Raw genomic sequence first — 22,915 nt, forward strand, 5'->3', positions numbered from 1 at the left:
GAGCCGCGCCCATGTCACCCCATACGCAGACCGCACGACAGGACCATACGGGCCCGGGCGAGGACCAGGCCCACAACCACGAACCGATACGCACCCTGCTGTGGACGGCGGCGACGATCCGTCCGCTGGACGAGGTCGCCGCGCTCGTCGCCCTGCTGCGGCGCACCGGCGAGGTGCCGAGCCCGGCCGACGAGGCGCTCAGGGCAGCCGCTGTCGCCAGGCCGCTCGACGAGGTCAGGCAGCTCGTCCGCATGCTCAACGAGCCGCCGCAGCAGGCCGATGAGGCCGACACCACGCTCCGCGCCGTCGCGGTGGGCCGCCCCATCGAGGACGTCGTGCAACTCGTCAGCATCCTCGGCACCGAGGAGGAGGGCGGCCAGAGGCGCGTCTCCCGGCGGGTGAGCGCCGAGCGCGCCGCGCGCAGGACCGACGCCGCACCGGCGTCCGCCCCCGCGCCCGAACCGGTGCCCGTCATGCCCGAGAAGGCGGCGGCCCGGGCGACGGCGCCCGAGGACCGCGCCACGGCGCAGGCCGTACGGACCGAGACGCGCGAGCAGCGGGCCGCGGCGGCCGGGCCCACGGCGTCCAACACCGTGACGCCGGAAACCGCGGCGCCGGTCAGCGCGACGCCGGACACCGCGACGTCACGGGCCGCGGCGCAGGAGGCTGCCAGGCCGGCCGCGCCGCGGCCGGCGGACGCGGACACGTTCCGGTTCGTGCCGGCCGCCGCCGCCAGGCCCCAGCGCTCCGCCCAGGACGCGGCGGCGGACCCTGAGCCCTCCGCCGCCGGCACACTGCGGGCACTGCGGTCCGCGCTGCGCTGGCCCGCCGCGGTGGCGCTGCTGGCCATGGGCCTCGTCCACCTGCCGCGTGACCTGACCGAACTGCGCTCCGGCGGCACGGCCGACGCACTCGCCGTGGTCGTCACGGTGGTGTGCCTGGTGCTCGCCGTGTGGCTGACGGTCCAGGACATGGTGTGGATCTGGGCGGCGAGCGCGGTGGCGGGCGCCGCCGTCCTCGTCGTCCAGTTCATGGTCGGCTTCGGCAGTGTCGGCCTGCCGGCCAGCACCCTCGCCGGCGCGTACACCTGGGCAAGGAGCGTCGCGCTGGTGTGTGCGATCGTCGCACTGGCGCTGTCCGGCTCGGCGCTGATGCACCGCAGGACGGAGGCCACCGCGAGCGACGTCAGCTCGTAAGGCCGCCACCGTCACCGCACGTGAGGCGCCCCGGACCGACCGGCCCGGGGCGCCTCACGTGCGGCCGTCCGGCGAGGCCGCCGAGCGCGGCCGTCAGACGGCCGGCGCGCTCGGAGTGGGCCGTGTACCGCCGTCCTTGCCACCACGCGCCGACAGGGGAGTGGCGATGTCCTCCAGTGACCTGCCCTCCGCGGACACGGCGAGGAACACCGCGACGAGCCCCGCGGCCGTCATCAGACCCGCGCCGATGCAGAACGCGAGCACCGCGTCGCCGACGTTCCCACTGCTCGTCAGGGACGAGAAGACCAGCGGCCCCGAGATGCCGCCCGCCGCGGTGCCGACCGCGTAGAACAGGGCGATCGCGAGCGCCCTCGTCTCCATCGGGAAGACCTCGCTGACCGTCAGGTAGGCGGAACTCGCGCCCGCGGAGGCGAAGAACAGCACGACGCCCCAGCACACCGTCATCGTGGTGGCGTTCAGCAAGCCCGCGTCGAAGACCCAGGCCGTGGCGAACAGGAGGATGCCGGAGAGGATGTACGTACCGGAGATCATCTTCCGCCGGCCCACGGTGTCGAACAGCTTGCCCAGCAGAAGCGGGCCCAGGAAGTTGCCGACGGCGATGGCGGCGAAGAAGTAACCGGTCGAACCGCTCGACACGTCGAAGAAGTTCACCAGGATCGAACCGAAGCCGAAGGTGATGGCGTTGTACAGGAACGCCTGGCCGACGAAGAGCGAGAAACCGAGCACGGCGCGCTTCGGATAACCGGTCGTCAGTGTCTTCGCGATGGTCCACAGACTGATCGTGCGGTGCTGCTCGACGGTGATGGAGCCCTCCGCCTCGGGCAGCCGGCCCCCCTTCTCGTCCTCCACCTGCCGCTCGACGTCGGACACCAGGTCCTCCGCCTGGCGCTCGTACCCGTGGATGAACATCCACCGGGGGCTCTCCGGCACGTGGCGGCGCACCAGCAGGATCACCAGGCCGAGCACCACACCGAGCGCGAACGTGAGCCGCCAGCCCAGGTCCTTGGGGAAGATGTTCGTGTTCAGGGCCAGCACCGAGAGCAACGCGCCGCCGACGGCCCCCAGCCAGTAGCTGCCGTTGATGATCAGGTCGACCCGGCCGCGGTACTTGCTGGGGATGAGCTCGTCGATGGCGGAGTTGATCGCCGCGTACTCGCCCCCGATCCCGAAGCCGGTGAGGAACCGGAACAGGAAGAACCACCAGGCGGCGAAGGAGAGAGCCGTGGCCGCGGTGGCGGCGAGGTACACCGCCAGCGTGACCATGAACAGCTTCTTGCGGCCGAAGCGGTCGGTGAGCCAGCCGAATACCAGCGCACCCGCGCACGCCCCCGCCACGTAGAGCGCGGCGCCGACCCCCGTCACCTGGCCGTCGGTGATGGCGAGACCGCTGCCCTTCTCGGAGAGCCGGCTCGCGATGTTGCCGACGACGGTCACTTCCAGGCCGTCCAGAATCCAGACGGTGCCGAGGCCGATCACGATCATCCAGTGCCACCGGGACCAGGGCAGCCGGTCCAGTCTCGACGGCACGCGCGTGGTGACCGTTCCGATCTCGGGCTGCGAGGATTCAGTCATCGTCTGCACTCCTGGCCGGCGGCGCGTTCTGTCGGGCCACGGCGCGGCGGCGCCGAGGACGGTTGGCTGCGGTTACCCGATGATCAAAGTGGATAAACCGTCACAGCCCGCGTCGCGTTGGGGCGAGTCGGTGACAGAGCGGGGGAGACAGCCCGATCGGGTGACACCGGCGGGCCGACCGTTGACGGCACGTGCGTCACACGGTGCCGGACCCCTCCTTGGCACGCAGTTCCGCGCGGAGCACGCTCTCGGGGACCTGAAGGTTCCACGCCGTCATCACCGGGCGGTCGTGCTCGGTGCCCAGCCGGGACACCGTGCCGGTCTCCAGCTTGAACAGGCTCCCCGCTGAGGCGTCGAGCCCCAGGTAACGGGCCGTCAGCACGCGCAGGAAGTGCCCGTGGGACACCAGCGCCACGTCGTCGTCGCTCTCCGCCAGGGCCTTGCGCGCCAGGTCCAGCACCCGGTCGGCGCGCGCGCCCACCTGCTCGGGCGTCTCTCCGGGGTGGTCGGCGTCGCCGGGCGTCACGCCGTCCGTCCACAGGTCCCAGCCGGGGCGCGTGCGGTGGATCTCGTCGGTGGTGATCCCCTCATAGCCGCCGTAGTCCCACTCGTGCAGGTCGGTCGTCACCCGGTACTCCGTCAGCCCCGCGAGCTCGGCGGTCCGCTCCGTGCGGCCCAGCGGGCTGACCAGGACGAGTCCGACGGTGCGGTCGGCGAGCAAGGGTGCGACCGCGCGCGCCTGGTCCTCGCCGTGCTCCGTGAGCGGGATGTCCGTGTTGCCGGTGTGCTGTCCTGACAGCGTCCACTCGGTCTCGCCGTGCCGTACCAGGATCAACTCGCCCATGGGGGTTGCCACCCGCTTTCCCGCTCGCGTCGTTCGTACGGCCCTCGGCCGTCTCCGGGGGGAACAACCCGGCCGTGACGTGGCGCATTCCGGCGCCGGCCGGCCGCCGTGGCCGCAGGTGCGCCTCCCGGACTTTCTCCCAGTGTCTCCTGTACCGGCTTCCCGGACACGGCGGGAATGCGACCGGCCAGGGGCGCGTTACACCGTGCGGAACCGCTTGATGAACACGACACCCGTGTTCGGCAGGTGTCCCGGAGCACCGGGATCCGCCGGGACGGTGTCGCGGAGAACGTCTGGAGCACGCATGGCACGCAGTGAGATACGCCCCGTCGTCACCCTGCGGTCGACGGCCGGCACCGGCCACACGTACGTGACGCGCAAGAACCGGCGCAACCACCCCGACCGCCTCGAACTGCGCAAGTTCGACCCGGCCGCCGGGGCGCACGTGCTGTACCGCGAATCGCGCTGACCAGCGGGGGTACCCGCACAGCGTCCGCCACCGAGGAAGGAAGAGTACGCAATGAAGCCTGGAATCCACCCCGAGTCCCGTGCGGTCGTCTTCCGCGACACCGCCACCGGTGACGCCTTCCTCACACGCTCGACGCTCGACTCCGACAAGAGCGTCGAGTGGGAGGACGGCAACACCTACCCTGTCGTCGACGTCGAGATCTCGTCCGCGAGCCACCCGTTCTACACCGGCAAGGGCCGGGTCGTGGACACGGCCGGCCGCGTGGAGAGGTTCGAGCGCAAGTACGGCTCGTACCGCGGGAAGTCCAACGGCTGACCAACGTCTGACCCGCTCCCGTTCCCGTCCCCGCCCGCGTGGCGCGGTTCACAGGCGCCGGGGGCGGCGGGCCGGAACAAGCGGGTGCGGTACGGCGTTGACGAAGACGTGGCCGCGAAGGGGACAGTGTCCCCGGGCCCACTCATAGCCCATGGGGAAGATCGTTCGGCTGAAGCCCCATGGAGCCTTTCGCCGAGAGGCGACCGCCCTTCGCGACCACCCTCGAACGGCCCCGGCTGGTATCCCCCGAACCAGCCGGGGCTTTTTCCTGTCCAGTGCGCCAGTGCGCCAGTGCGCCAGTGCTCCGGGCATCCTGCTCTCCGGGCCGCCGCGCAGGCCTCCTCCCACCCCCGGGCGCCGACCCGGCATACTGCCCGGCATGACGCAGCAGCCGGCAGCCCCCCGTGTGTCCCCGCTCTTCCCGTCCCTCGCCGACCCCGACGGGCGGTCCGCCCTGCGCTTCGGCCCGCGAACGGTCGGATACGCGGAGCTGACGGCCACGGCGACCGCGCTCGCGGCCAGGATCAAGGGCGCCGGCCGTGTCGCCGTCTGGGCCACACCGAGCGCGGACACCGCCGTCGCGGTCGTCGCCGCGCTGCTCGCCGGAGTGGCGGCCGTGCCGCTGAACCCACGCAGCGGGGAGCGCGAGCTGCGCCACGTCGTCACGGATTCCACGCCCACGCTCGTCGTCGCGGAGCCGGACGCCGTCCTGCCTGCTGCCCTCGACGGGATCGAACGCGTCGCCGTGCCCGCCGCGCCGGCGGCCGGTGGCCCTGCCGTACCACTGCCCGACGAGCCGGGCCCCGAGACACCGGCCCTGATCATCTACACGTCCGGCACCACCGGCCCGCCGAAGGGCGCGGTCCTGCCGCGGCGCGCCATCGCCGCCACCCTCGACGCGCTGGCCGACGCCTGGGGGTGGGGCGGCGACGATGTGGTCGTCCACGCGCTGCCGCTGTTCCACGTCCACGGCCTGGTGCTCGGGGTGCTCGGCCCGCTGCGGCGAGGCGGCTCGATGCGCCACCTCGGCAGGTTCGAGACGTCCGCGGTCACGCGCGAGCTGACCGCGGGCGGCACCGTGCTCTTCGGCGTCCCGACGATGTACCACCGCATCGCGAAGGCGCTGCCGGACGACGCGGAACTCGCGGCCGCGCTGTCCGGCGCCCGCCTGCTGGTCTCGGGATCGGCGCCGCTGCCCGCGCCCGACCACCGAAGGATCACCGAGGCCACGGGCAGGCAGGTGGTCGAGCGGTACGGTCTGACCGAGACCCTCATGAACACCAGCGTCCGCCCGGGCTCTCCGCGCGCCGGAACCGTCGGCGTGCCGCTGCCCGGCGTGGAACTGCGGCTCGTCGACGACGCGGGCGACGTGCTCGGCACGTACGACGGCGAGACCATCGGAGAGATCCAGGTGCGCGGGGAGAACCTGTTCACCGGCTACCTGAACCGGCCGGACGCCACCGAGGCAGCGTTCAGCTCCGGTTGGTTCCGCACCGGGGACATGGCCACGCGCGACGGCGACGGGTACGTCCGCATCGTCGGACGCAGGGCCACCGACCTCATCAAGAGCGGCGGCTACAAGATCGGCGCGGGAGAGGTCGAGAACGTCCTGCTCGACCACCCCGCCGTCGCCGAGGCCGCCGTCACGGGAGAGCCGGACGAGGACCTCGGCGAGCACGTCGTCGCCTGGATCGTGCCCGCCGACCCGGCCTCCCCGCCCACGGCAGGCGAACTGACCGCGCACGTCGCGGCCCAGCTCGCCGCGCACAAGCGTCCCCGTGAGGTGCGGTTCCTCGACGCCCTGCCGCGCAACGAGATGGGCAAGATCACCAAGCGTGCGCTCGCGCGCTGATTCTCATCCCCCTCTCACCAGTAAGTACGACAAGCTGAATAGAGTGGTCGAGTGACCAACTCGACTCCTCCCGGCTGGTACCCCGACCCCGGGCAGCCGGACGACCGCCCTCTCCAGCAGCGGTGGTGGGACGGATCCGCCTGGACCGACCACCTGCGCCCCGCGACCGCCGAAACGTGGAACGCGGCGACCGCGTTTCCCGCCCACCCCGGGTATGCGCCGGCGCAGCCGCCGCGAGGGCGCCGGGGCCGCAGGATCGCGGTGTCGGTCGTCGCGGGTGTCGTGGTCGTCGCGCTCGCGGGCGGCTTCTACCTGCTCGGCAAGGACAGCGGCGGCGGTGGAGCGAAGGCCGCGGGCCCCGCGCCCTCCGCCTCCTCGCAGCCGGGGCAGGGCGGCGGGGGACAGGGCGGCGCGAACGGCGGGTCCGGCGGCCTCGGCGGTGACAGTGGCGGTCTCGGCGGCGGTGACACCGGCGGCGGCTCTTCGCAGGGCGGCGAGGGCCAGGGTCAACTCCCGCAGACGGAGCCCGGGTTCGCGACGGACGCGGCCAGCGGCATCGACCTCCCCGTGCCCAGCGGCTGGAAGGGCCAGTCGGGCCTCGAGGGCGCGGGCGTCACGACGGGGAGCTACGCCTGCCCCGGCGCCGCGAAGCAGACCTGCGTGCGCGGCGGGGTCTTCTCCGCCCCCGCGGCCGCACTCAAGAACACCGGGTCCACGGCCAAGGAGGCGGCGGAGCAGGACATCGCGGGCAACGCCAAGGAGTCGTACGGCGCCGGAGGGATCTACGGCACGATCACCTCGCACAAGGAGCTCAAGTCCGGAGCCGTGAAAGTGGCGGGGAAGGAGGGCTACTTCGTGCGGTGGAAGGTCGTCACGAGCAAGGGTGACGACGGCTACGTCGAGTCGCTCGCCTTCCCCTCGCCCACGGTGGACGGGCAACTCGTGCTGGTGCGTGCCGGATTCGACATCAACAGCAAGGCGCCCTCGCTCAGCGTGCTCGACAAGATGGTCAGCGGCATCAAGGCGGCTCCGGCGAGCGGCGGTGGCAGCGGCCAGGGCGTGTGACCCGGCGCCGGGCGGCTCCCGGCGCGCCGGTGCCCGGGCGGTCTTGACCTGGAGTGCACTCGAATCCGTAGCGTGCACCGCATGACCACGCCACAGCAGAGCATCGGATCAGGATTCGGGCCTCGGACCACGGCCGCTGAGGTCCTGCGAGGAATCGACCTCACGGGCAGGCTCGCCCTCGTCACCGGAGGCTATTCGGGCCTCGGCATCGAGGCGACGCGCGCCCTCGCGGGCGCGGGCGCGCACGTCGTCGTCCCCGCGAGGCGGCCCGGGGCGGCCGAAGAGGCGCTCGCCGGGATCAAGGGCGTCGAGGTCGACCGGCTGGACCTCGGCGACCTCGACAGCGTCCGCTCCTTCGCGGAGCGCTTCCTCGCGTCCGGGCGCCCGATCGACGTGCTCATCAACAACGCGGGCATCATGGCCTGCCCCGAGACCCGGGTGGGACCGGGCTGGGAGGCGCAGTTCGCCACCAACCATCTCGGGCACTTCGCGCTGGTCAACCGGGTATGGCCGGCGGTGTCCGACGGCGCACGCGTGGTCTCGGTGTCGTCCGCGGGCCATCGGCGCTCGGCCATCCGCTGGGACGACGTGCAGTTCGAGCACGGTTACGACAAGTGGGAGGCGTACGGCCAGGCGAAGACGGCCAACGTCCTCTTCGCCGTCGAACTCGACCGGCTCGCCCGTACCTCGGGCATCCGGGCCTTCGCGATCCATCCCGGTGGCATCCTCACGCCGCTCCAGCGACACCTGCCCAAGGAGGAGATGGTCGCGTTCGGCTGGATCGACGAGGAGGGGAACGCGATCGGAGACTCCTTCAAGACGCCGGAGCAGGGCGCGGCGACGGAGGTGTGGGCGGCGACCTCCCCCCAGCTCGACGGGGCGGGCGGCGTCTACTGCGAGGATTGCGACATCGCGCCCCTCGCCGAGGGTGCGGGAGCCTCCGGCGGCGTGCAGGCGTACGCGGTCGACGCGGCCCAGGCGACGAGGCTCTGGCGCCTGTCCGCGGACCTGACGGGTGTCAACGCGTTCGCGTCGGTGTCCTGATCCCTCCGCACGCCGGGGCGGCTCGACCCGGCCGGCCGCGTCCTTTGGCTGTGGGTGCGCACGTGACGCACGCCTTGGGACGTACTTGACGCGGTCGGGTGGGTACGGGGACGCTGGGACCGTCCTGAGAGCGCTCCCAGGAGCGGGAGACTTCTGAGAGCGCTCTCGGGATCGGCTGCCGCCGTCGACCCGTACGCAGAACCTCCTGGAAGGACCCCCGTGGCCACGTCAGCACCCACCACAGACCAGGCCCCCGACCCCGCCCGGTCGATCACGTTCCCGCCGGACTTCCTCTGGGGCACGGCCACCGCCTCGTACCAGATCGAGGGCGCCGTGCGGGAGGACGGCCGCACGCCGTCCATCTGGGACGTCTACGCGCACACCCCGGGCAGGGTGCTCGGCGGCGACACGGGCGACGTGGCCGATGACCACTACCACCGCTGGGCCGAGGACCTCGGCATACTCGGGGACCTCGGCGTCGGCGCCTACCGATTCTCCGTCGCCTGGCCGAGGATCCAGCCCACCGGCAGCGGTCCCGCGAACGCGAAGGGCATCGACTTCTACAGCAGGCTCGTCGACGGCCTTCTGGAGAAGGGCATCCAGCCCGTCGCCACGCTCTACCACTGGGACCTCCCGCAGGAGCTCGAGGAGGCCGGTGGCTGGCCGGCGCGCGAGACGGCGTACCGGTTCGCCGAGTACGCGGGCATCGTCGCGGACGCCCTCGGCGACCGTGTCCGCACCTGGACGACGCTCAACGAGCCGTGGTGCAGCGCCTTCCTGGGCTACGGGTCAGGTGTGCACGCCCCCGGCAGGACCGACCACGCCGACGCGCTGCGCGCCGCCCATCACCTCAACCTGGCGCACGGGCTCGCCGTACGGCAACTGCGCGACCGCCTTCCGGCCGGCTCCCAGGTGTCCGTGACGCTCAACCTCCACCAGATCAGGCCGATGACACGGTCGCCGCAGGACCTGGACGCGGCCCGCCGCATCGACGGCACCGCCAACCGCGTCTTCACGGGCCCCATGCTCGCGGGGATCTACCCGGAGGACGTGCGGGCCGACACCGCCCATCTGACCGACTGGTCCTTCGTACGCGAGGGCGACACCGACATCATCCAGCAGCCCCTCGACTTCCTCGGCGTGAACTACTACTCGCCGACGCTGGTCGCGCACGACGAGGGTGGCGGCGCGCACAACTCCGACGGGCACGGAGTCAGCGTGCACAGCCCCTGGCCGGCAGGCGAAGGTGTCGCCTTCCAGCAGGCGGAAGGCCGCAAGACGGCCATGGGCTGGGGGATCGACCCCACCGGCCTGTACGACCTGCTGCAGCGCGTCGCACGCGAACACCCCGGCCTGCCGATCGTCATCACCGAGAACGGCGCCGCCTTCGACGACGAGGTGGCCGGGGACGGCCGGGTGGACGATCCCGAGCGCATCGACTACCTGCACGGGCACCTCTCCGAGGTGCACCGCGCGATCGCGTCGGGGGTCGACGTGCGCGGCTACTTCCTCTGGTCGCTCCTCGACAACTTCGAGTGGGGGTACGGGTACAGCAAGCGCTTCGGTGCCGTGTACGTGGACTACGAGACGCAAGCGCGCATCCCCAAGTCCAGCGCGCGCTGGTACGCGCAGGTCGCGCGGACGGGCGCACTGCCCACCCGGGACGCCCTCTCGCGGTAGCCGCGACTAGAGCGGCCATGCACCGGCCGGCCGCCGCCCGCGCCGCACGGCGTGTGCGGCGGCCGGCCGATGTGCGCGCGGGTGGGGCCCGGCTCGGGGCCGTCCCCGCTTTACGCCGTCTGCCCGGCCTTTGGTGTCTGCCGCGGCTCTCGCCCCCACCTCTACCGGCTTGTCCGGCTTCTGCCGTGTGCTGCGCAATGTCGTGGTGTCGCCGCCTTCGTCTCCCAAGTAAGCCCGGATCAAGGGCATCTGAATCCATGGCACCTACACGTGCCTGACCTGCGGTTTGACCTGAACATGCGGTTCCTTTGGTATTCCTTTGGGCAACTCATGTTCCCCACAGGAACACTTGATCGCAGAGTGAGGGTCTGCGTGTGGCCAGTAGTCACAGCACGCCACACGCGTTCACTCGCACTGCAGGGGGTTCTATGAGATCCAGCCGACCGCGCCTGCGCACCGGTATGGCCGTGGCAGCGACACTGTCCATGGTCACCGGCGCTCTCGCACTCGGCGTCCAGGCCGCCGGAGCCGACACCGGCCCGGCCGGACGCTCCATGCTGCACGGGACGAAGCCGATGTGGGCCACCGCGAAGGCCGACAAGGGCACCACGGCGTCGTCCAAGGAGGTGTCCGCCCGCGTCTACCTGGCGGGACGGGACGCCGCGGGCCTTGCCGCGTACGCGAAGGGGGTCTCCGACCCCTCATCCGCCCAGTACGGCAAGTACCTCACCCCGAAGCAGGCCAAGGTGCGCTTCGGGGCGACGAAGCAGCAGATATCCGACGTCACCACGTGGCTCGAGTCCACCGGCCTCAAGGTCACCGGCACCACGAGCCACTACGTCTCCGTCTCCGGTGACGCCAAGGCCGTGGAGAAGGCGTTCTCCACGCGGCTGCACAACTACGCCAAGGGCGGCAAGACCTACCACGCGCCCGACTCGACGGCGTCCGTGCCCGAGTCGCTGCGCGGTGCGGTGCTGACCGTCACCGGGCTCGACAACGCGCCGAGGGTGTCGCACCACGCCGACACGCTGCCGCCGCCCGACCCGGCCTTCCACAACGCCGGGCCGTTCTCGACGTACTACGGCTCGAGGACCAACAAGAGCCTGCCGAACGCCTATGGTTCGAAGGCTCCTTACACGATCAAGGGCTACACCGGTAAGCAGCTTCGTGCCGCCTACGGCGCGAAGAACTTCACCGGCAAGGGCGTGACGGTGGCCATCACGGACGCCTTCGCCTCGCCGACGATCGCCAAGGACGCGGCCGAGTACGCCAAGCGCAACGGCGGCAAGCGCTACAAGAGGGGCCAGTTCTCCCAGGTCCTCCCGGACGACTTCAACGTCGCGTCGTCGGGCTGCCCCGACCCGGCGGGCTGGTACGGCGAGGAGTCGCTCGACGTCGAGTCGGTGCACGCGGTCGCGCCCGACGCGAACATCACCTACGTCGCCGGAAAGTCCTGCCAGGACGACGACCTGCTCGACGCCCTCAGCAAGGTCGTCGACAGCCACCTGGCCGACATCGTCTCCAACTCGTGGGGAGACGTCGAGGCCAACCAGACGCCGGCGTCGCAGGCCGCCTACGACCAGGTGTTCCAGATGGGCGCCGTCGAGGGCATCGGCTTCTACTTCTCCACCGGTGACAACGGCGACTTCCAGGCGGCGACCGGCACCAAGCAGGTCGACACCCCGGCCAACTCGTCGTGGGTCACCGCCGTCGGCGGCACCTCGCTCGCGGTCGGCAAGGGGAACAAGTACAAGTGGGAGACCGGCTGGGGCACTCTCCAGGCGTCCCTGTCGAAGAACGGCAAGAACTGGACCGGATTCCCCGGCCCGTTCACCTCAGGCGCCGGCGGCGGCACCAGCACCACCGTGCCGCAGCCCTTCTACCAGAAGGGTGTCGTGCCGGGCTCGCTGTCGAAGGCGAACGGCACCTCGCCGATGCGCACCCTGCCGGACATCTCCGCGGTCGCCGATCCCAACACCGGCTTCCTCATCGGCATGACGCAGGAGCAGAAGAACGGCAAGGACCGGTACAGCGAGTACCGCCTCGGCGGCACCTCGCTCGCATCCCCGGTCATCGCCGGGATCCAGGCGCTGGCGCAGCAGGCGCGGCACGGTGTGCCGATCGGCTTCGCCAACCCGGGGATCTACCAGCGCTACGGCACGTCGGCGTACCACGACGTCACGGACCACCCGCTGGGTGCCGGCCAGGACATCGCGGTCGTGCGCAACGACTACACCGACACGCAGGACCCCTCCTCGCCGACCAGGACGACGATCCGCACCCTCGGCCACGACAGCTCGCTGTCCGCCACCGTGGGCTACGACGACGTGACCGGTGTGGGCAGCCCGGGGTCGAACTACGTGACGTCCTACAAGACGCGCTGACCCGCGGCGCCACCACGGCACCGTCACACGCGGGTACGGCCCTCGTGCGGTCCGGAGCAGGTCATCTGCCCCGGGCCCGCGGGGGCCGTTGCGTTGCCGTCGTCCGCGAGGTGTGCCGACCGCGAGTTCGGCGGTGAGGACGGTGGCGAGGGCGGGGCGGGACGGCCGGGCGGGGCCCGGCGGTCCGCCACCCCCAAGACGGGCGGTCCCGTGAAGGGCCCGCCCGATGGTTCAGGCGCGCTCGCGGTACAGGCCGCGGCCCGCGCGGTCGGCGCGGGACGTCGCGACCAGGCGGTCGAGCGTGCTGCGCACGGCGTTGATCTCGCCGGGGCTGCCGTCGCGGCCGAGGACCTTCGCCACGTCGCGCGCCCTGACCGTGCCGCCCTTCGCGTCGGCGAGGATGTCGAGCACCTGGCGGGTGAGGCCGCTCGGCGACTCGCTCTCGTCACCCTTCTTCGCGGCCGCCTTCTTCGCTGCCGCCGGCTTCGAGGAGCGCTCGGGGGCGGCCTTCTTCGCGGCACCCCGCTTCTTGGCCGCCTTCTTCTCGCCCTTCGCGCCGGAGCGGCGCGGTGCGGGCACCGAGGCGACGGGCGCGGCGGCCTTGCCGGCCGCCGGCTCCGCGGCGTCGGCGGCCGGCGCCTCGGCCTGCTCCGCCCCCTCGAGCACGTGCGGCACACCGGAGAGCGCCGTCAGCGCCGCGAGCGCCGAACGCACCGACTCCAGACGCTCGGTGACCGCGGCGAGCTCCTTCTCCAGCGACTGCTGGTGTGCCTCCAGGCGCGGAAGTTCAGCCTGGAGAAGCGTGGTTGTCGCCTCGACACTGTTCGGTGAGGCGGGTGCGGATGTCATTGGTGTCCCTTTCCGTCAGGAGCCACCGGCCGTGTTCCCTCGGTGGCCTGTGCCGACAGAGCCTAAGCGCTGTTGGGGCCTTCGCGGGCGGCAAGTGATCGTTCGGCGTCACACGCATGCACAACGACTCGGAGCCGGCACCGGTTCCTGCACACGGTGCGCGCGACGACGCCCACCGTACACACCCTCTCTGACGTGCTCGAACGCGCCCGCCCCCGAAGACCGTCGGGCACCTGGGCCGGCCGTGGCCGGGTCCGCGGCGGTGCCTGCCACCCGGGTGTGACGGAAAGCGCGCGACGCGCACGGCAGTTGACGCCGGTGTTCGCCGCCACCCGCACACCTGCGCACGCCGGGTGGATCACGCCCGGCGTGCCACCACCGTCACGCAGCGGGCCGCGCCGTCAGCCCGCCTGCCGAGCGCCTCGACGGGCAGCAGTTCCACCGTGAACCCCGCGTCCGCCAACTCGTCGACCACGCCGGACAACCCGAACGTCCGGTAGTACATGACGAACCGGGGCCGCCACACGGCGTTGCGTACGCGCATCGCCGTGTCGAACCCCCACAGCGCCCAGTAGGGGAGCGAACCCACGCGCGGTGGGGCAGGGAGCGGAAACACGAACAGGCCCCCGGGACGCAACGCGCGGCGCACCCCCGCGAACACGGCGGGCCGCTCGCCGGGGAGGAAGTGGCCGAACGCCCCGAAGCTCACCGCGAGATCGAACGCACCGTCGAACGGCAGGGCGCGCGCGTCCCCGCGCACCCACTCCACCGAAGGCCCACCGGGGACGTCCGCGAACGCCGCGGCGGCCCGCGCCAGCATGCCCGCGCTGAAGTCGAAGCCGGTCACACGCTCCGCGCACACCTCCCGCAGGACACCCACACCCGCGCCGGTGCCGCAGCACACGTCGAGCCCGGTGGCGAACGGCCCGAGCGGCCGCACCGCCGACACCACCGCGTCCAGGAAGGGCTCCGGTGTACGAAACGGTGTCGCGTCGAACTTCGGGGCCAGCAGGTCGTACCCGTGCTCCACGGATGACAGCGCCTGCACGGCCAGTTCGGTGAGGGAGGGCCCGCGGTCGGAGAACATCACACCCAGCGTAGGCGAGAGCGGGGCCGAGAGAGGGGGCGCGCGCCGCGCGCTCCCACCACACCCCGCGCCCTGGGCGTGGCGCCGTACGGGTGGCCCCGTCACCCGTCACCGCCGGCCGGCGGCTATCGTTGGTGGACATGTCCGCCCCTGAGATCGTCCGCATCGTCTCCCGCGACTCGCCGATGGCCCTCGCCCAGGTCGAGCGCGTACGCGCCGAGCTGGCCGCCCTGCACCCCGGCATCGCCACCGAGGTCGTCCCGGTGAAGACCACGGGCGACAAGTGGCTCGGAGACCTCGCCAAGGTCGAGGGCAAGGGCGCCTTCACGAAGGAGGTCGACGCGGCACTGCTCGCCGGGGAGGCCGACCTGGCCGTGCACTGCGTCAAGGACATCCCGGCCGACCGGCCGCTGCCCGCCGGAACCACCTTCGCCGCCTTCCTCAGGCGCGACGACGTGCGCGACGCGCTCATCCACCCCGCAGGACTGACGCTCGACGAGCTGCCCGACGGCGCCAGGATCGGCACGTCCTCCGTGCGCAGGGTCGCCCAGCTCGCCGCCTCCCACCCGCACCTGGAGTGCGTCCCGCTGCGCGGCAACGCCAACCGCCGGCTCGACAAGCTCGCCGCGGGCGAGTGCGACGCGCTGCTGCTGGCCGCCGCCGGCCTCGCCCGCATCGGCCGCGAGGACGTCATCACGGAGATCCTCTCCACGGACGCCATGTGCCCGCCGATCGGCGCCGGGGTGCTGGCACTCCAGTGCCGCGAGGACGACACCGCCGTCATCGACGCCATCAGCGACCTCGGCGACCCGGACACCCACCGCGAGACCACGGCGGAGCGCATGTTCCTGCACGTCCTGCAGGGGCACTGCAACTCGCCCATCGCGGGCTTCGCCAAGGCGCACAGGGGCGGCGACCTCTCGCTGCGCGCCTGCGTGTTCTCGCCCGACGGCAAGACCGTGCTCAACGCCCACGAGTGGGCGGGCCCGCTCGACCCCGCGACGCTCGGCACCTCCGTCGCCGTCAGCCTGCTGCGCCAGGGCGCCCGCGAGCTGATCGACGGCATCGCGCACTGACGGACGCGCCCGGACGCGCGCGCCGGACGGCTGCCGCGTGCCGGGCGGATTCCCGCCGCGTGGTCTAGAGTTGGCGCTCGCGATCCGCGGCGGCACCCAACGGCCTGGTGGACGTTCCTGCCCGTCCCCGTCACGGCATTCGTGACGGCGTCACATGCGAGGGCCGCACGGTGAACGACAGCGCACGCGTCGCAGGACCGCCACGCGCGGGCACCACGCCGAAACCGGCCGGCCGGGTCTTCGCCGCGCGCGCCGCGCTGCTCGCCACGCCGGCGCGCCGGGCCTCCACCGCGGCCGTGCTGATCGCGGCCACCGCCGCGTTCGTCACACTCGTGCCCGTCTTCAGGCACTTCTTCGACGCCGGCGTCTACTACGGAACCGTCGACCAGTGGATCCACCACGGCGGCCACATCTACGACTACGTGCGGCCCGGCTCGCACTACGGGTTCACCTACCCGCCGTTCGCCGCCCTCGCGATGGCGCCCATGGCGCTGGTGTCCTGGCCGGTCGTCGTGGCCCTCGCGTGCGCCCTGTCCGTACTCGCCTCGTGCCTGCTGCTGTACTGGCTGCTCGGTGACGCCGTCCGCCGCGTGGCCGGGCGGCCCTGGCTCGCCTGGACCGTGATCGGGTGCCTCTTCGCGGTCCTCGAACCCGTCACCGACACGTTCAGCTTCGGCCAGGTCAACCTGGTGCTCGTCGCCCTCGTGTTCGCCGACGCGCGGCTGCTGGCCACCGGGCGCGGCAGGTACGCGGGGATCGGCACCGGCCTCGCCGCCGCCGTCAAACTGACGCCCGCCCTCTTCATCGGCTACCTGCTCGTCACCGGACGGCGCCGGCAGGCCGCGATCGCCACTGCCACGGCGGCCGCCGCCACACTCCTGGCCGCCGCCGTCGACCCGGGCGCCTCGCGGACGTACTGGACCGGTGCCCTCTTCGACACCGGCAGGGTGGGGCGGCTCGCCTTCGTCTCGAACCAGTCCGTGCAGGGCGTTCTGGCGCGGCTCGGTCCCGGCTTCGCGGGTCACGCCGCGTGGCTGCTGTGCGTGGCGGCCGTGCTGGCCGTGTGGCTGCGCCGCTCCCGCGTCGCCGCGGCCGCCGGCGACGACCGGGCGGGCTTCGCGCTGACGGGCCTCGCGGCCTGCCTCGTCTCGCCGGTCACCTGGGTGCACCACCTCGTCTGGGCGGTGCCCGCGCTCGCCGTACTCGCCGACACCGGACTGCGCCGCGGCAGCCGCAGGACGCTGGTGGTGTGCGGGGCGCTCCAGGTGCTGCTGTCGAGCTACGTCATCTGGCTCTGGGGAGCGGCCGGCGCCACCGGGGCCCTCGCGTTCGCCGGCGGCAACACGTACGTCTGGATCACGCTCGGGCTGCTGATCGCGCTGCCGCTTGCGGACCCCGCACCCGTCGCGGGCACCGCGCGGGCCCCGGGCGCCCACGGCCCGGCCGAGGGGTCCTTGTCCGCCGGCGAGGCGTCTCGTTAGGGTTGAAGCAGTGATCAACAGCGTCCGCGGTGCCACCGGCACCCACCGGACGACTGCCGGCCGGCGGCCGCCGTGACGGCGACCGCCGAGGAGAGGAGCGGCCCGTGCGCTACACACGACTGGGCAACACCGGTCTCGAGGTCTCCGGCATCACGCTGGGCTGCATGAGCTTCGGCGCACCCGACCGCGGCACGCACTCCTGGAGCCTCGGCGAGGAGGCGAGCCGGGAGATCATCAAGCAGGCACTCGACGCCGGCATCACCACGTTCGACACCGCGAACGTGTACTCGGCCGGTTCGAGCGAGGAGATCACCGGCCGGGCGCTCAAGGACTTCGCCCGCCGTGACGACGTCGTCATCGCCACCAAGGTCTTCAACCGCATGCGGCCGGGACCCAACGGCGCGGGCCTGTCACGCAAGGCCATCCTCACGGAGATCGACAACAGTCTGCGCCGCCTCGGCACGGACTACGTCGACCTCTACCAGATCCACCGCTGGGACCCCGCCACACCCATCGAGGAGACCCTCGAAGCGCTGCACGACGTCGTGAAGGCGGGCAAGGCCCGCTACATCGGCGCGTCCTCCATGTACACCTGGCAGTTCGCCAAGGCTCTGTACACCGCCGACCTGCACGGCTGGACGCGCTTCGTGTCCATGCAGAACCACTACAACCTGATCTACCGCGAGGAGGAGCGCGACATGCTCCCCTTCTGCGCCGACCAGGGCATCGGCGTGGTGCCGTGGAGCCCGCTCGCCCGCGGCAGGCTCACGAGGCCGTGGGACGCGCGTACCGCACGTTCCGACACCGACGAGTTCGGCAAGACGCTCTACCACCCCGAGGACCGCACCGTGGTGGAACGCGTCGCCGACGTGGCGGGCAAGCACGGCGTGAACCAGGCGCAGGTGGCGCTGGCCTGGCTGTCCCACCAACCCGTCGTGACGTCCCCGATCGTCGGTGTCACCAAGGCGGCCCAGCTGGCCGACGCGGTCGCCTCCCTCGACGTCGTCCTCGGCCAGGACGAGATCGCCCTGCTCCAGGAGCCCTACCGGCCGCACGAGGTCGCGGGCCACTGACGGCTCCCGCCGACGACAGGAGACGATCTGCCGCACGTCCCTGGCTGATCGCCGCGGCAGCTGACAGACTCGGCCGGGTGAAAGGGTGTCAGGCGGTGATCGTGCCATGAGCGAGGTACGGGCGGGGGGTTCCGCGGGCAGCGCGCCCACGGTCCTGCGCATGGTGATCGGCAAGCGGCTCCTGGCGCTGCGCGAGCGGGCCGGCGTCACGCGGGAGAGCGCGGCCGAGGCGCTCGACGTGACGCCGCTGACCGTCCGCCGTATGGAGAACTCCGAGGTCAGCTTCAAACTGCCGTACGTGCGCGTGCTGTTGCAGATGTACGGCGTCGCGGACGCGGAGGCCGGCCAGTTCGTCGAACTCGTCAAGGCGGCCAACAAGCCGGGCTGGTGGCACCGTTACCGTGACGCGGTTCCCGGCTGGTTCAGCGCGTACGTCAGCCTTGAGGACGAGGCGAGCCTGATCAGGACGTACGAACCCCACTACGTCCCCGGCCTGCTGCAGACCGAGGAGTACGCGCGCGCCGTCCTCGGGGCGGGCGCGCCCAAGGACCCCGAGGCACTCGACCGCCGGGTCGCGCTGCGCGTCAAACGCCAGCAGCTGCTGACCAAGGCGGACGCCCCCATGCTCTGGATCCTGATGGAGGAGGCGGTCCTGCGCCGCCCGGCCGGCGGGTCCGCGGTGATGGCGGCCCAGGTGGACCGGCTCATCGAGGCGACCACACTGCCCAACGTGACCCTGCAGATCCTGCCGTTCGCGATAGGCCCCCACCTCGGCGCGTTCGGTCCCTTCCACCTCTTCAGGTTCGACGTCGTCGAACTCCCCGACATCGTCTACACGGAGAACCTGACCGGCGCGGTCTACCTCGACCGCCGCCCCGACAGCTCGGCCTACCTCGAGGTGCTCGACGGCCTCTCGGCACGCGCCGCCTCCGTCCGCGAGACACGCGCCCTGCTGCACACCCTGCGCGAGGACTACGCCTGAGCCGAGGCCCGGCCGGCGAGCCGGAGCGGAGCCGGATCGTCCGCCCGTCGGGACGGCCTGCCGCACCGGGCGGTGCGTCTGGTTGTCTTGTGGGGTTCAGCCTGCCCCGCGGGCCGCCCGGCGGCCCCGCACCCACGAATCGAGGCCGCGTACGGTGTCCTCCCGCCCTGTGACCCTGCTCAGCCTGGTACCCGCGGTCTTCCTCCCCGCACTCACCTTCGAGACGGGCATGGGGGCGGTGGCGCCGATCCTCGCCCTCAGCGGCAGGGCGCTCGGCGCGTCCGTCGGCGCGGCCGGGCTCGTCCTCGCGCTGCTCGGCGTGGGCCAGATCATCGGCGATGTGCCGGCCGGCGCGCTCGCCGCACGGCTGGGCGACCGCAGGGCGATGCTGGTGGCGGCGGGCGTGGCGGCGCTCACCCTCTGCGGGTGCGCCTTCGCCAGGACCGTGTGGGAACTGGCGCTCGCGGTCACCGCGACCGGTGCGACCAACGCCGTGTTCGTCCTGGCGCGGCAGGCCTACCTCACCGAGGTCATCCCCCTCGGACTGCGCGCCAGAGCCATGTCGACGCTCGGCGGGATGTCCCGGGTCGGTGCCTTCGTCGGGCCCTTCATCGGCGCGGCCGTGCTCCGCGACCGGCCCGTGCACGACATCTTCTGGCTGGCGCTCGCCTTCACGGCGGTGACCGCCTGCGTCCTGCTGTGCGTGCCGGACGTCTCCGACCCGTCGTCCGCCCATGCGAAGGGCGCGAGGAACCCCGTGCCCGTGCGCGCGGTGGTGCGCGACCACCGCGCGGTGTTCCTGACGCTCGGCATGGCCATCCTGCTCGTCGGCTCCGTGCGCGCCACACGGCAGACGGTGCTGCCGTTGTGGGCGGAGCACCTGGGGCAGAGCGCCTCCACGACGAGTGTCGTCTTCGGCATCGCCGGTCTCGTCGACATGCTCACGTTCTACCCCTCGGGGCGGGTCATGGACCGGCACGGGCGGCTGTGGATCGCGGTCCCGTCCATGCTGGTGCTCGGCCTGACGCAGGCCGCGCTGCCACTGACCCACGGGCTGGTGTCGCTCACCGTCGTGGCGATGCTCATGGGGTTCGGCAACGGCATCGGCAGCGGGATCCTCATGACACTGGGGGCCGACGTGGCCCCGGCGGCGACGCGCACGCAGTTCCTCGGCGTGTGGCGGCTGTGCGCGGACTCCGGCAGCGCGGGCGGCCCGCTGGTCGTGTCCGCCGCCGCATCGCTCGGCAGCCTCGCCGCCGGGATCGTCGCCATGGGCGCCATGGGCATCGTCGCGGCGGGCGCGCTGCTGCGCTGGGTGCCGCGCTACTCGGAGTTCGCCACCACCGGCACGCGCCGGCGCGGCACCGTCGCGGCCTCGTCCCCGGCGCACCGCCTGCCGGCGCCGCATCGGCCGCCCGCCCGCGGTGCGCGGCCGACGGGCGAGCAGGAGCGTGAGGACCGCGTCGAGGAGACGTGAGGCAACCTGGCTCGCGCCGGGGGGGGCGGCGCGCCCCGCGTCGTCGGGAGCCGGGGGTGACGACGTTTCGGCGGGTATGTTGACGGTTCGTCGGTCGCGTTCCGCGCCCGGCGGCCCGACGCACGGTAGGCACAGCACATGTCACCTGACGGCACGTCACCCGGTCGGCTCCAGGGCCGCTGCCCGCGCCCGGGGCGTGGGTCCTGTGACGGTGCCGCCTGCTCCCTGCCAAGGTGTGCCCGCATCCGCCTGATATGACCCGTTGCCGGGTCGCCCGCCATTCCGATGTCATGGCCCTGCCCGCTGAATTTCGGGCTCCCGTGCCTGTCAGCCCGTCATCCTGCCTGCGGCCCAGCCGCCACCAGAAGGGACCACGCCATGCCCGAAATCACCCGCCGCCGGCTGATCACCGCCGGTGCCGCCGCGTCCGGAGCCCTCGTCGCGGGACAGCTGACCACCGCCACGACCGCCGCCGCCGCGCCCAGACGCGCCGCGGCGGCCGACCCGTTCACCCTGGGCATCGCGTCCGGTGACCCGCTCACGACCGCCGTGGTCATCTGGACCAGGCTCGCGACCGACCCGCTGCACGGCGGCGGCATGCCGGACCGCACCGTCGCGGTCAGCTGGCAGGTCGCGGAGGACCAGCGCTTCCGCCGCGTCGTCAGGCGGGGCACCGCCTACGCCCAGCCGCGGTTCGGGCACAGCGTCCACGTCGACGTCCGCGGCCTGCGGCCCGGGCGCGAGTACTGGTACCGCTTCCGCACGGGCGCCCACTTGTCGACCGTCGGCAGGACCCGCACGATGGACGCCGCCCCGTCCAAGCTGCGTGTCGCGCTGGCCTCCTGCCAGAACTGGCAGCACGGCTACTTCAACTCCTACGCCGACATGCGCGACCAGGAGCCGGACTTCGTGCTGTTCGTCGGCGACTACATCTACGAGTCCGCGCCCAGCACCTCCTCCGTACGCGTCCACGAAGGCAGCGGCGAACCGGTCACCCTCGACCAGTACCGCAACCGGTACGCCCAGTACCGCACCGACCCGGACCTGAACGCCGTGCACGCCGCCGTCCCGTGGATCGTCACCTTCGACGACCACGAGGTCGACAACGACTGGGCGGGCGAGGTGCCGCAGGACCCGGACAAGCAGCCGCACGACGCCTTCGTGAACCGGCTGACCGCGGCCTTCCAGGCCTACTACGAGCACATGCCCGTCCGGGCGGCCGCCGTCCCGAACGGCCCGCACATCCAGATGTACCGCCGCTTCGACTTCGGCGACCTCGCCAGGCTCAACGTGCTCGACACCCGGCAGTTCCGCAGCAACCAGGTCACCTCCGACGCCGCAGCCAAGGACCCCAAGCTCACGATGCTCGGCGCCACGCAGAAGCAGTGGCTGATCAACGGCCTCGAACGGTCGCCGGCCCGGTGGAACCTGATCGCCTCGCAGATCATGATGGCGGAGACCGACAATGTGGCGGGGCCGGGCAAGAACTGGTTCTACGACGCGTGGGACGGCTACCAGGTCGAGCGCAACGACCTCATGGCCCGCTTCCAGAACATCCGCAACCCCGTCGTCCTCAGCGGCGACCGCCACCTGACCATGATCAGCGACCTGAAGAAGGACTTCTCCGACCCCAAGTCCGCCGTTGTCGGCGCCGAGTTCGTGGGTACGTCGATCAGCTCCAACGGCGACCAGGACGTCGACGCGTTCAACGCGCAGTGGGACCCGCTGCGCCCGGACAACCCCCATTGGAAGCTGATCGACTGCCACCGCGGCTACCACCTGTTCGACATCGACCGCGACGGCATCGACGCCAAGGTGCGGGTCGTCGGCACCGTGCGCAAGCCCGTGTCGGCGGCCACCACGCTCGCCGGCCTCCGTGTCGACGAGGGCAAGCCCGGCGTGCACACCGTCTGACCGGGCTGTCAGGGCGCGTGGGTGCGTGACTCCAGGTCCTCGCGGGTCGCGGCCCCGTACACGCCCGAGGGGTCGCTCGTGATGCCGTGCCCCCGCTGGTAGCGCGCCACCGCGTTCCTGACGCCCGTGTCGTACGTGCCGTCCGGTGCGCCCAGGTAGGCGAGGAGCAGCTGGCCGAGGCGCCTTTGCAACTCGACCACCTCGGGCCCCTTGTCACCTTCCCGCAGCACTGGCGGCCCGGCCGGCGCGCTCGCCGACGTCGCGGGCGACCCGCCCGCCGCCGGCGTGGTCCCGCGATCGGTCGCCGAAGGTGTCGCGGCCCCCCGGCCCGCTACGGCCACCGCGCCCTGCGGTGAGGCGGACGGACCGCCGCTCCGCGGCGTACGCGCCACACCCTCGCGCCCGCTTCCGGAGGCGGACGGCGGCGGGCCCGTGCGGCCCGAGGCCGCCGGACTGGTCGCCGCGCCCGTGGTCACACCGTCTCTGCGGCCGCCCGGCAGGGCGGCGCCGGACCGCGAGGACGGCGCCGCGGCC

19 protein-coding genes and 1 pseudogene are annotated in these 22,915 nt (G+C 72.4%); 15 read left to right on the plus strand and 5 right to left on the minus strand.

The genetic code is table 11. From position 1 onward, the window contains the following. The first annotated feature begins 11 nt into the window (after positions 1 to 11). Positions 12 to 1,196 (plus strand): hypothetical protein, encoded by a 1,185-nt coding sequence (locus JFN87_RS11080; protein ID WP_209339820.1) that lies wholly within the window; start codon positions 12 to 14, stop codon positions 1,194 to 1,196. A gap of 93 nt (positions 1,197 to 1,289) precedes the next feature. Here the strand turns inward: JFN87_RS11080 and JFN87_RS11085 are convergent, their stop codons facing one another. Both JFN87_RS11085 and JFN87_RS11090 read right to left on the minus strand, forming a co-directional pair. Next, positions 1,290 to 2,789, minus strand: coding sequence for an MFS transporter (locus tag JFN87_RS11085; RefSeq protein ID WP_209339821.1), 1,500 nt, complete (start codon positions 2,787 to 2,789; stop codon positions 1,290 to 1,292). A 196-nt stretch (positions 2,790 to 2,985) separates the two neighbouring features. Then, complete coding sequence (locus JFN87_RS11090; protein ID WP_209339822.1) at positions 2,986 to 3,633, minus strand: histidine phosphatase family protein; 648 nt, start codon at positions 3,631 to 3,633, stop codon at positions 2,986 to 2,988. Positions 3,634 to 3,937: 304 nt separating this feature from the next. Here JFN87_RS11090 and rpmG point away from each other — a divergent pair, with 304 nt between their 5' ends. The 7 genes from rpmG (at position 3,938) to JFN87_RS11125 (ending at position 12,442) form a co-directional block, all read left to right on the plus strand. Further along, positions 3,938 to 4,102, plus strand: a complete 165-nt coding sequence (gene rpmG, locus JFN87_RS11095) for a 50S ribosomal protein L33 (protein ID WP_209339823.1) — start codon at positions 3,938 to 3,940, stop codon at positions 4,100 to 4,102. A gap of 51 nt (positions 4,103 to 4,153) precedes the next feature. Next, the gene (locus tag JFN87_RS11100) at positions 4,154 to 4,417 is read left to right on the plus strand and encodes a type B 50S ribosomal protein L31 (RefSeq protein WP_030904738.1); all 264 of its coding nucleotides are present in this window, start codon (positions 4,154 to 4,156) and stop codon (positions 4,415 to 4,417) included. A gap of 406 nt (positions 4,418 to 4,823) precedes the next feature. After that, complete coding sequence (locus JFN87_RS11105; RefSeq protein ID WP_209339838.1) at positions 4,824 to 6,269, plus strand: AMP-binding protein; 1,446 nt, start codon at positions 4,824 to 4,826, stop codon at positions 6,267 to 6,269. Between the two features lie 51 nt (positions 6,270 to 6,320). Continuing rightward, on the plus strand, positions 6,321 to 7,334 hold the full coding sequence (locus JFN87_RS11110; RefSeq protein ID WP_209339824.1) for a DUF2510 domain-containing protein: 1,014 nt from the start codon (positions 6,321 to 6,323) through the stop codon (positions 7,332 to 7,334). A gap of 81 nt (positions 7,335 to 7,415) precedes the next feature. Further along, complete coding sequence (locus tag JFN87_RS11115) at positions 7,416 to 8,378, plus strand: SDR family NAD(P)-dependent oxidoreductase (protein ID WP_209339825.1); 963 nt, start codon at positions 7,416 to 7,418, stop codon at positions 8,376 to 8,378. A gap of 219 nt (positions 8,379 to 8,597) precedes the next feature. After that, positions 8,598 to 10,058 carry a GH1 family beta-glucosidase gene (locus JFN87_RS11120; RefSeq protein WP_209339826.1) on the plus strand — a complete coding sequence of 487 codons (1,461 nt, stop codon included), beginning with the start codon at positions 8,598 to 8,600 and terminating at the stop codon, positions 10,056 to 10,058. Between the two features lie 428 nt (positions 10,059 to 10,486). Continuing rightward, entirely contained in the window at positions 10,487 to 12,442 is a 1,956-nt protein-coding gene (locus tag JFN87_RS11125) for a S53 family peptidase (RefSeq protein WP_209339827.1), read from the plus strand. 231 nt (positions 12,443 to 12,673) lie between these two features. On the opposite strand, the gene JFN87_RS11130 is transcribed toward JFN87_RS11125, so the two are convergent. Next, entirely contained in the window at positions 12,674 to 13,291 is a 618-nt protein-coding gene (locus JFN87_RS11130) for a hypothetical protein (protein WP_209339828.1), read from the minus strand. 358 nt (positions 13,292 to 13,649) lie between these two features. Then, the gene (locus JFN87_RS11135; RefSeq protein ID WP_209339829.1) at positions 13,650 to 14,378 is read right to left on the minus strand and encodes a class I SAM-dependent methyltransferase; all 729 of its coding nucleotides are present in this window, start codon (positions 14,376 to 14,378) and stop codon (positions 13,650 to 13,652) included. A gap of 134 nt (positions 14,379 to 14,512) precedes the next feature. On the opposite strand from JFN87_RS11135, the gene hemC reads away from it, so the two are divergent. The 6 genes from hemC to JFN87_RS11165 all read left to right on the plus strand — a co-directional run bounded on the left by hemC (position 14,513) and on the right by JFN87_RS11165 (position 22,381). Beyond that, positions 14,513 to 15,454, plus strand: a complete 942-nt coding sequence (gene hemC / locus JFN87_RS11140; protein WP_209339830.1) for a hydroxymethylbilane synthase — start codon at positions 14,513 to 14,515, stop codon at positions 15,452 to 15,454. 170 nt (positions 15,455 to 15,624) lie between these two features. Further along, entirely contained in the window at positions 15,625 to 16,935 is a 1,311-nt protein-coding gene (locus tag JFN87_RS11145; RefSeq protein WP_307865402.1) for a glycosyltransferase 87 family protein, read from the plus strand. Between the two features lie 104 nt (positions 16,936 to 17,039). Then, positions 17,040 to 18,008: an aldo/keto reductase gene (locus JFN87_RS11150; protein ID WP_209339831.1), complete on the plus strand. Its 969-nt coding sequence runs from the start codon at positions 17,040 to 17,042 to the stop codon at positions 18,006 to 18,008. 106 nt (positions 18,009 to 18,114) lie between these two features. Continuing rightward, positions 18,115 to 18,990: a Sco1979 family transcriptional regulator gene (locus JFN87_RS11155; RefSeq protein ID WP_209339832.1), complete on the plus strand. Its 876-nt coding sequence runs from the start codon at positions 18,115 to 18,117 to the stop codon at positions 18,988 to 18,990. A 169-nt stretch (positions 18,991 to 19,159) separates the two neighbouring features. Next, the gene (locus JFN87_RS11160; RefSeq protein WP_209339833.1) at positions 19,160 to 20,467 is read left to right on the plus strand and encodes an MFS transporter; all 1,308 of its coding nucleotides are present in this window, start codon (positions 19,160 to 19,162) and stop codon (positions 20,465 to 20,467) included. A gap of 378 nt (positions 20,468 to 20,845) precedes the next feature. Beyond that, positions 20,846 to 22,381, plus strand: coding sequence for an alkaline phosphatase D family protein (locus JFN87_RS11165; protein WP_209339834.1), 1,536 nt, complete (start codon positions 20,846 to 20,848; stop codon positions 22,379 to 22,381). A gap of 8 nt (positions 22,382 to 22,389) precedes the next feature. Here JFN87_RS11165 and JFN87_RS33600 read toward each other — a convergent pair whose 3' ends face one another. Then, positions 22,390 to 22,581 carry a peptidoglycan-binding domain-containing protein gene (locus JFN87_RS33600; RefSeq protein WP_307865403.1) on the minus strand — a complete coding sequence of 64 codons (192 nt, stop codon included), beginning with the start codon at positions 22,579 to 22,581 and terminating at the stop codon, positions 22,390 to 22,392. A 10-nt stretch (positions 22,582 to 22,591) separates the two neighbouring features. On the opposite strand from JFN87_RS33600, the pseudogene JFN87_RS33605 reads away from it, so the two are divergent. After that, positions 22,592 to 22,915, plus strand: a pseudogene (locus tag JFN87_RS33605) (hypothetical protein); the annotation flags it as partial.

It is taken from the genome of Streptomyces montanisoli, assembly GCF_017813245.1.
GTDB classification, from domain to species: Bacteria; Actinomycetota; Actinomycetes; order Streptomycetales; family Streptomycetaceae; genus Streptomyces; species Streptomyces montanisoli.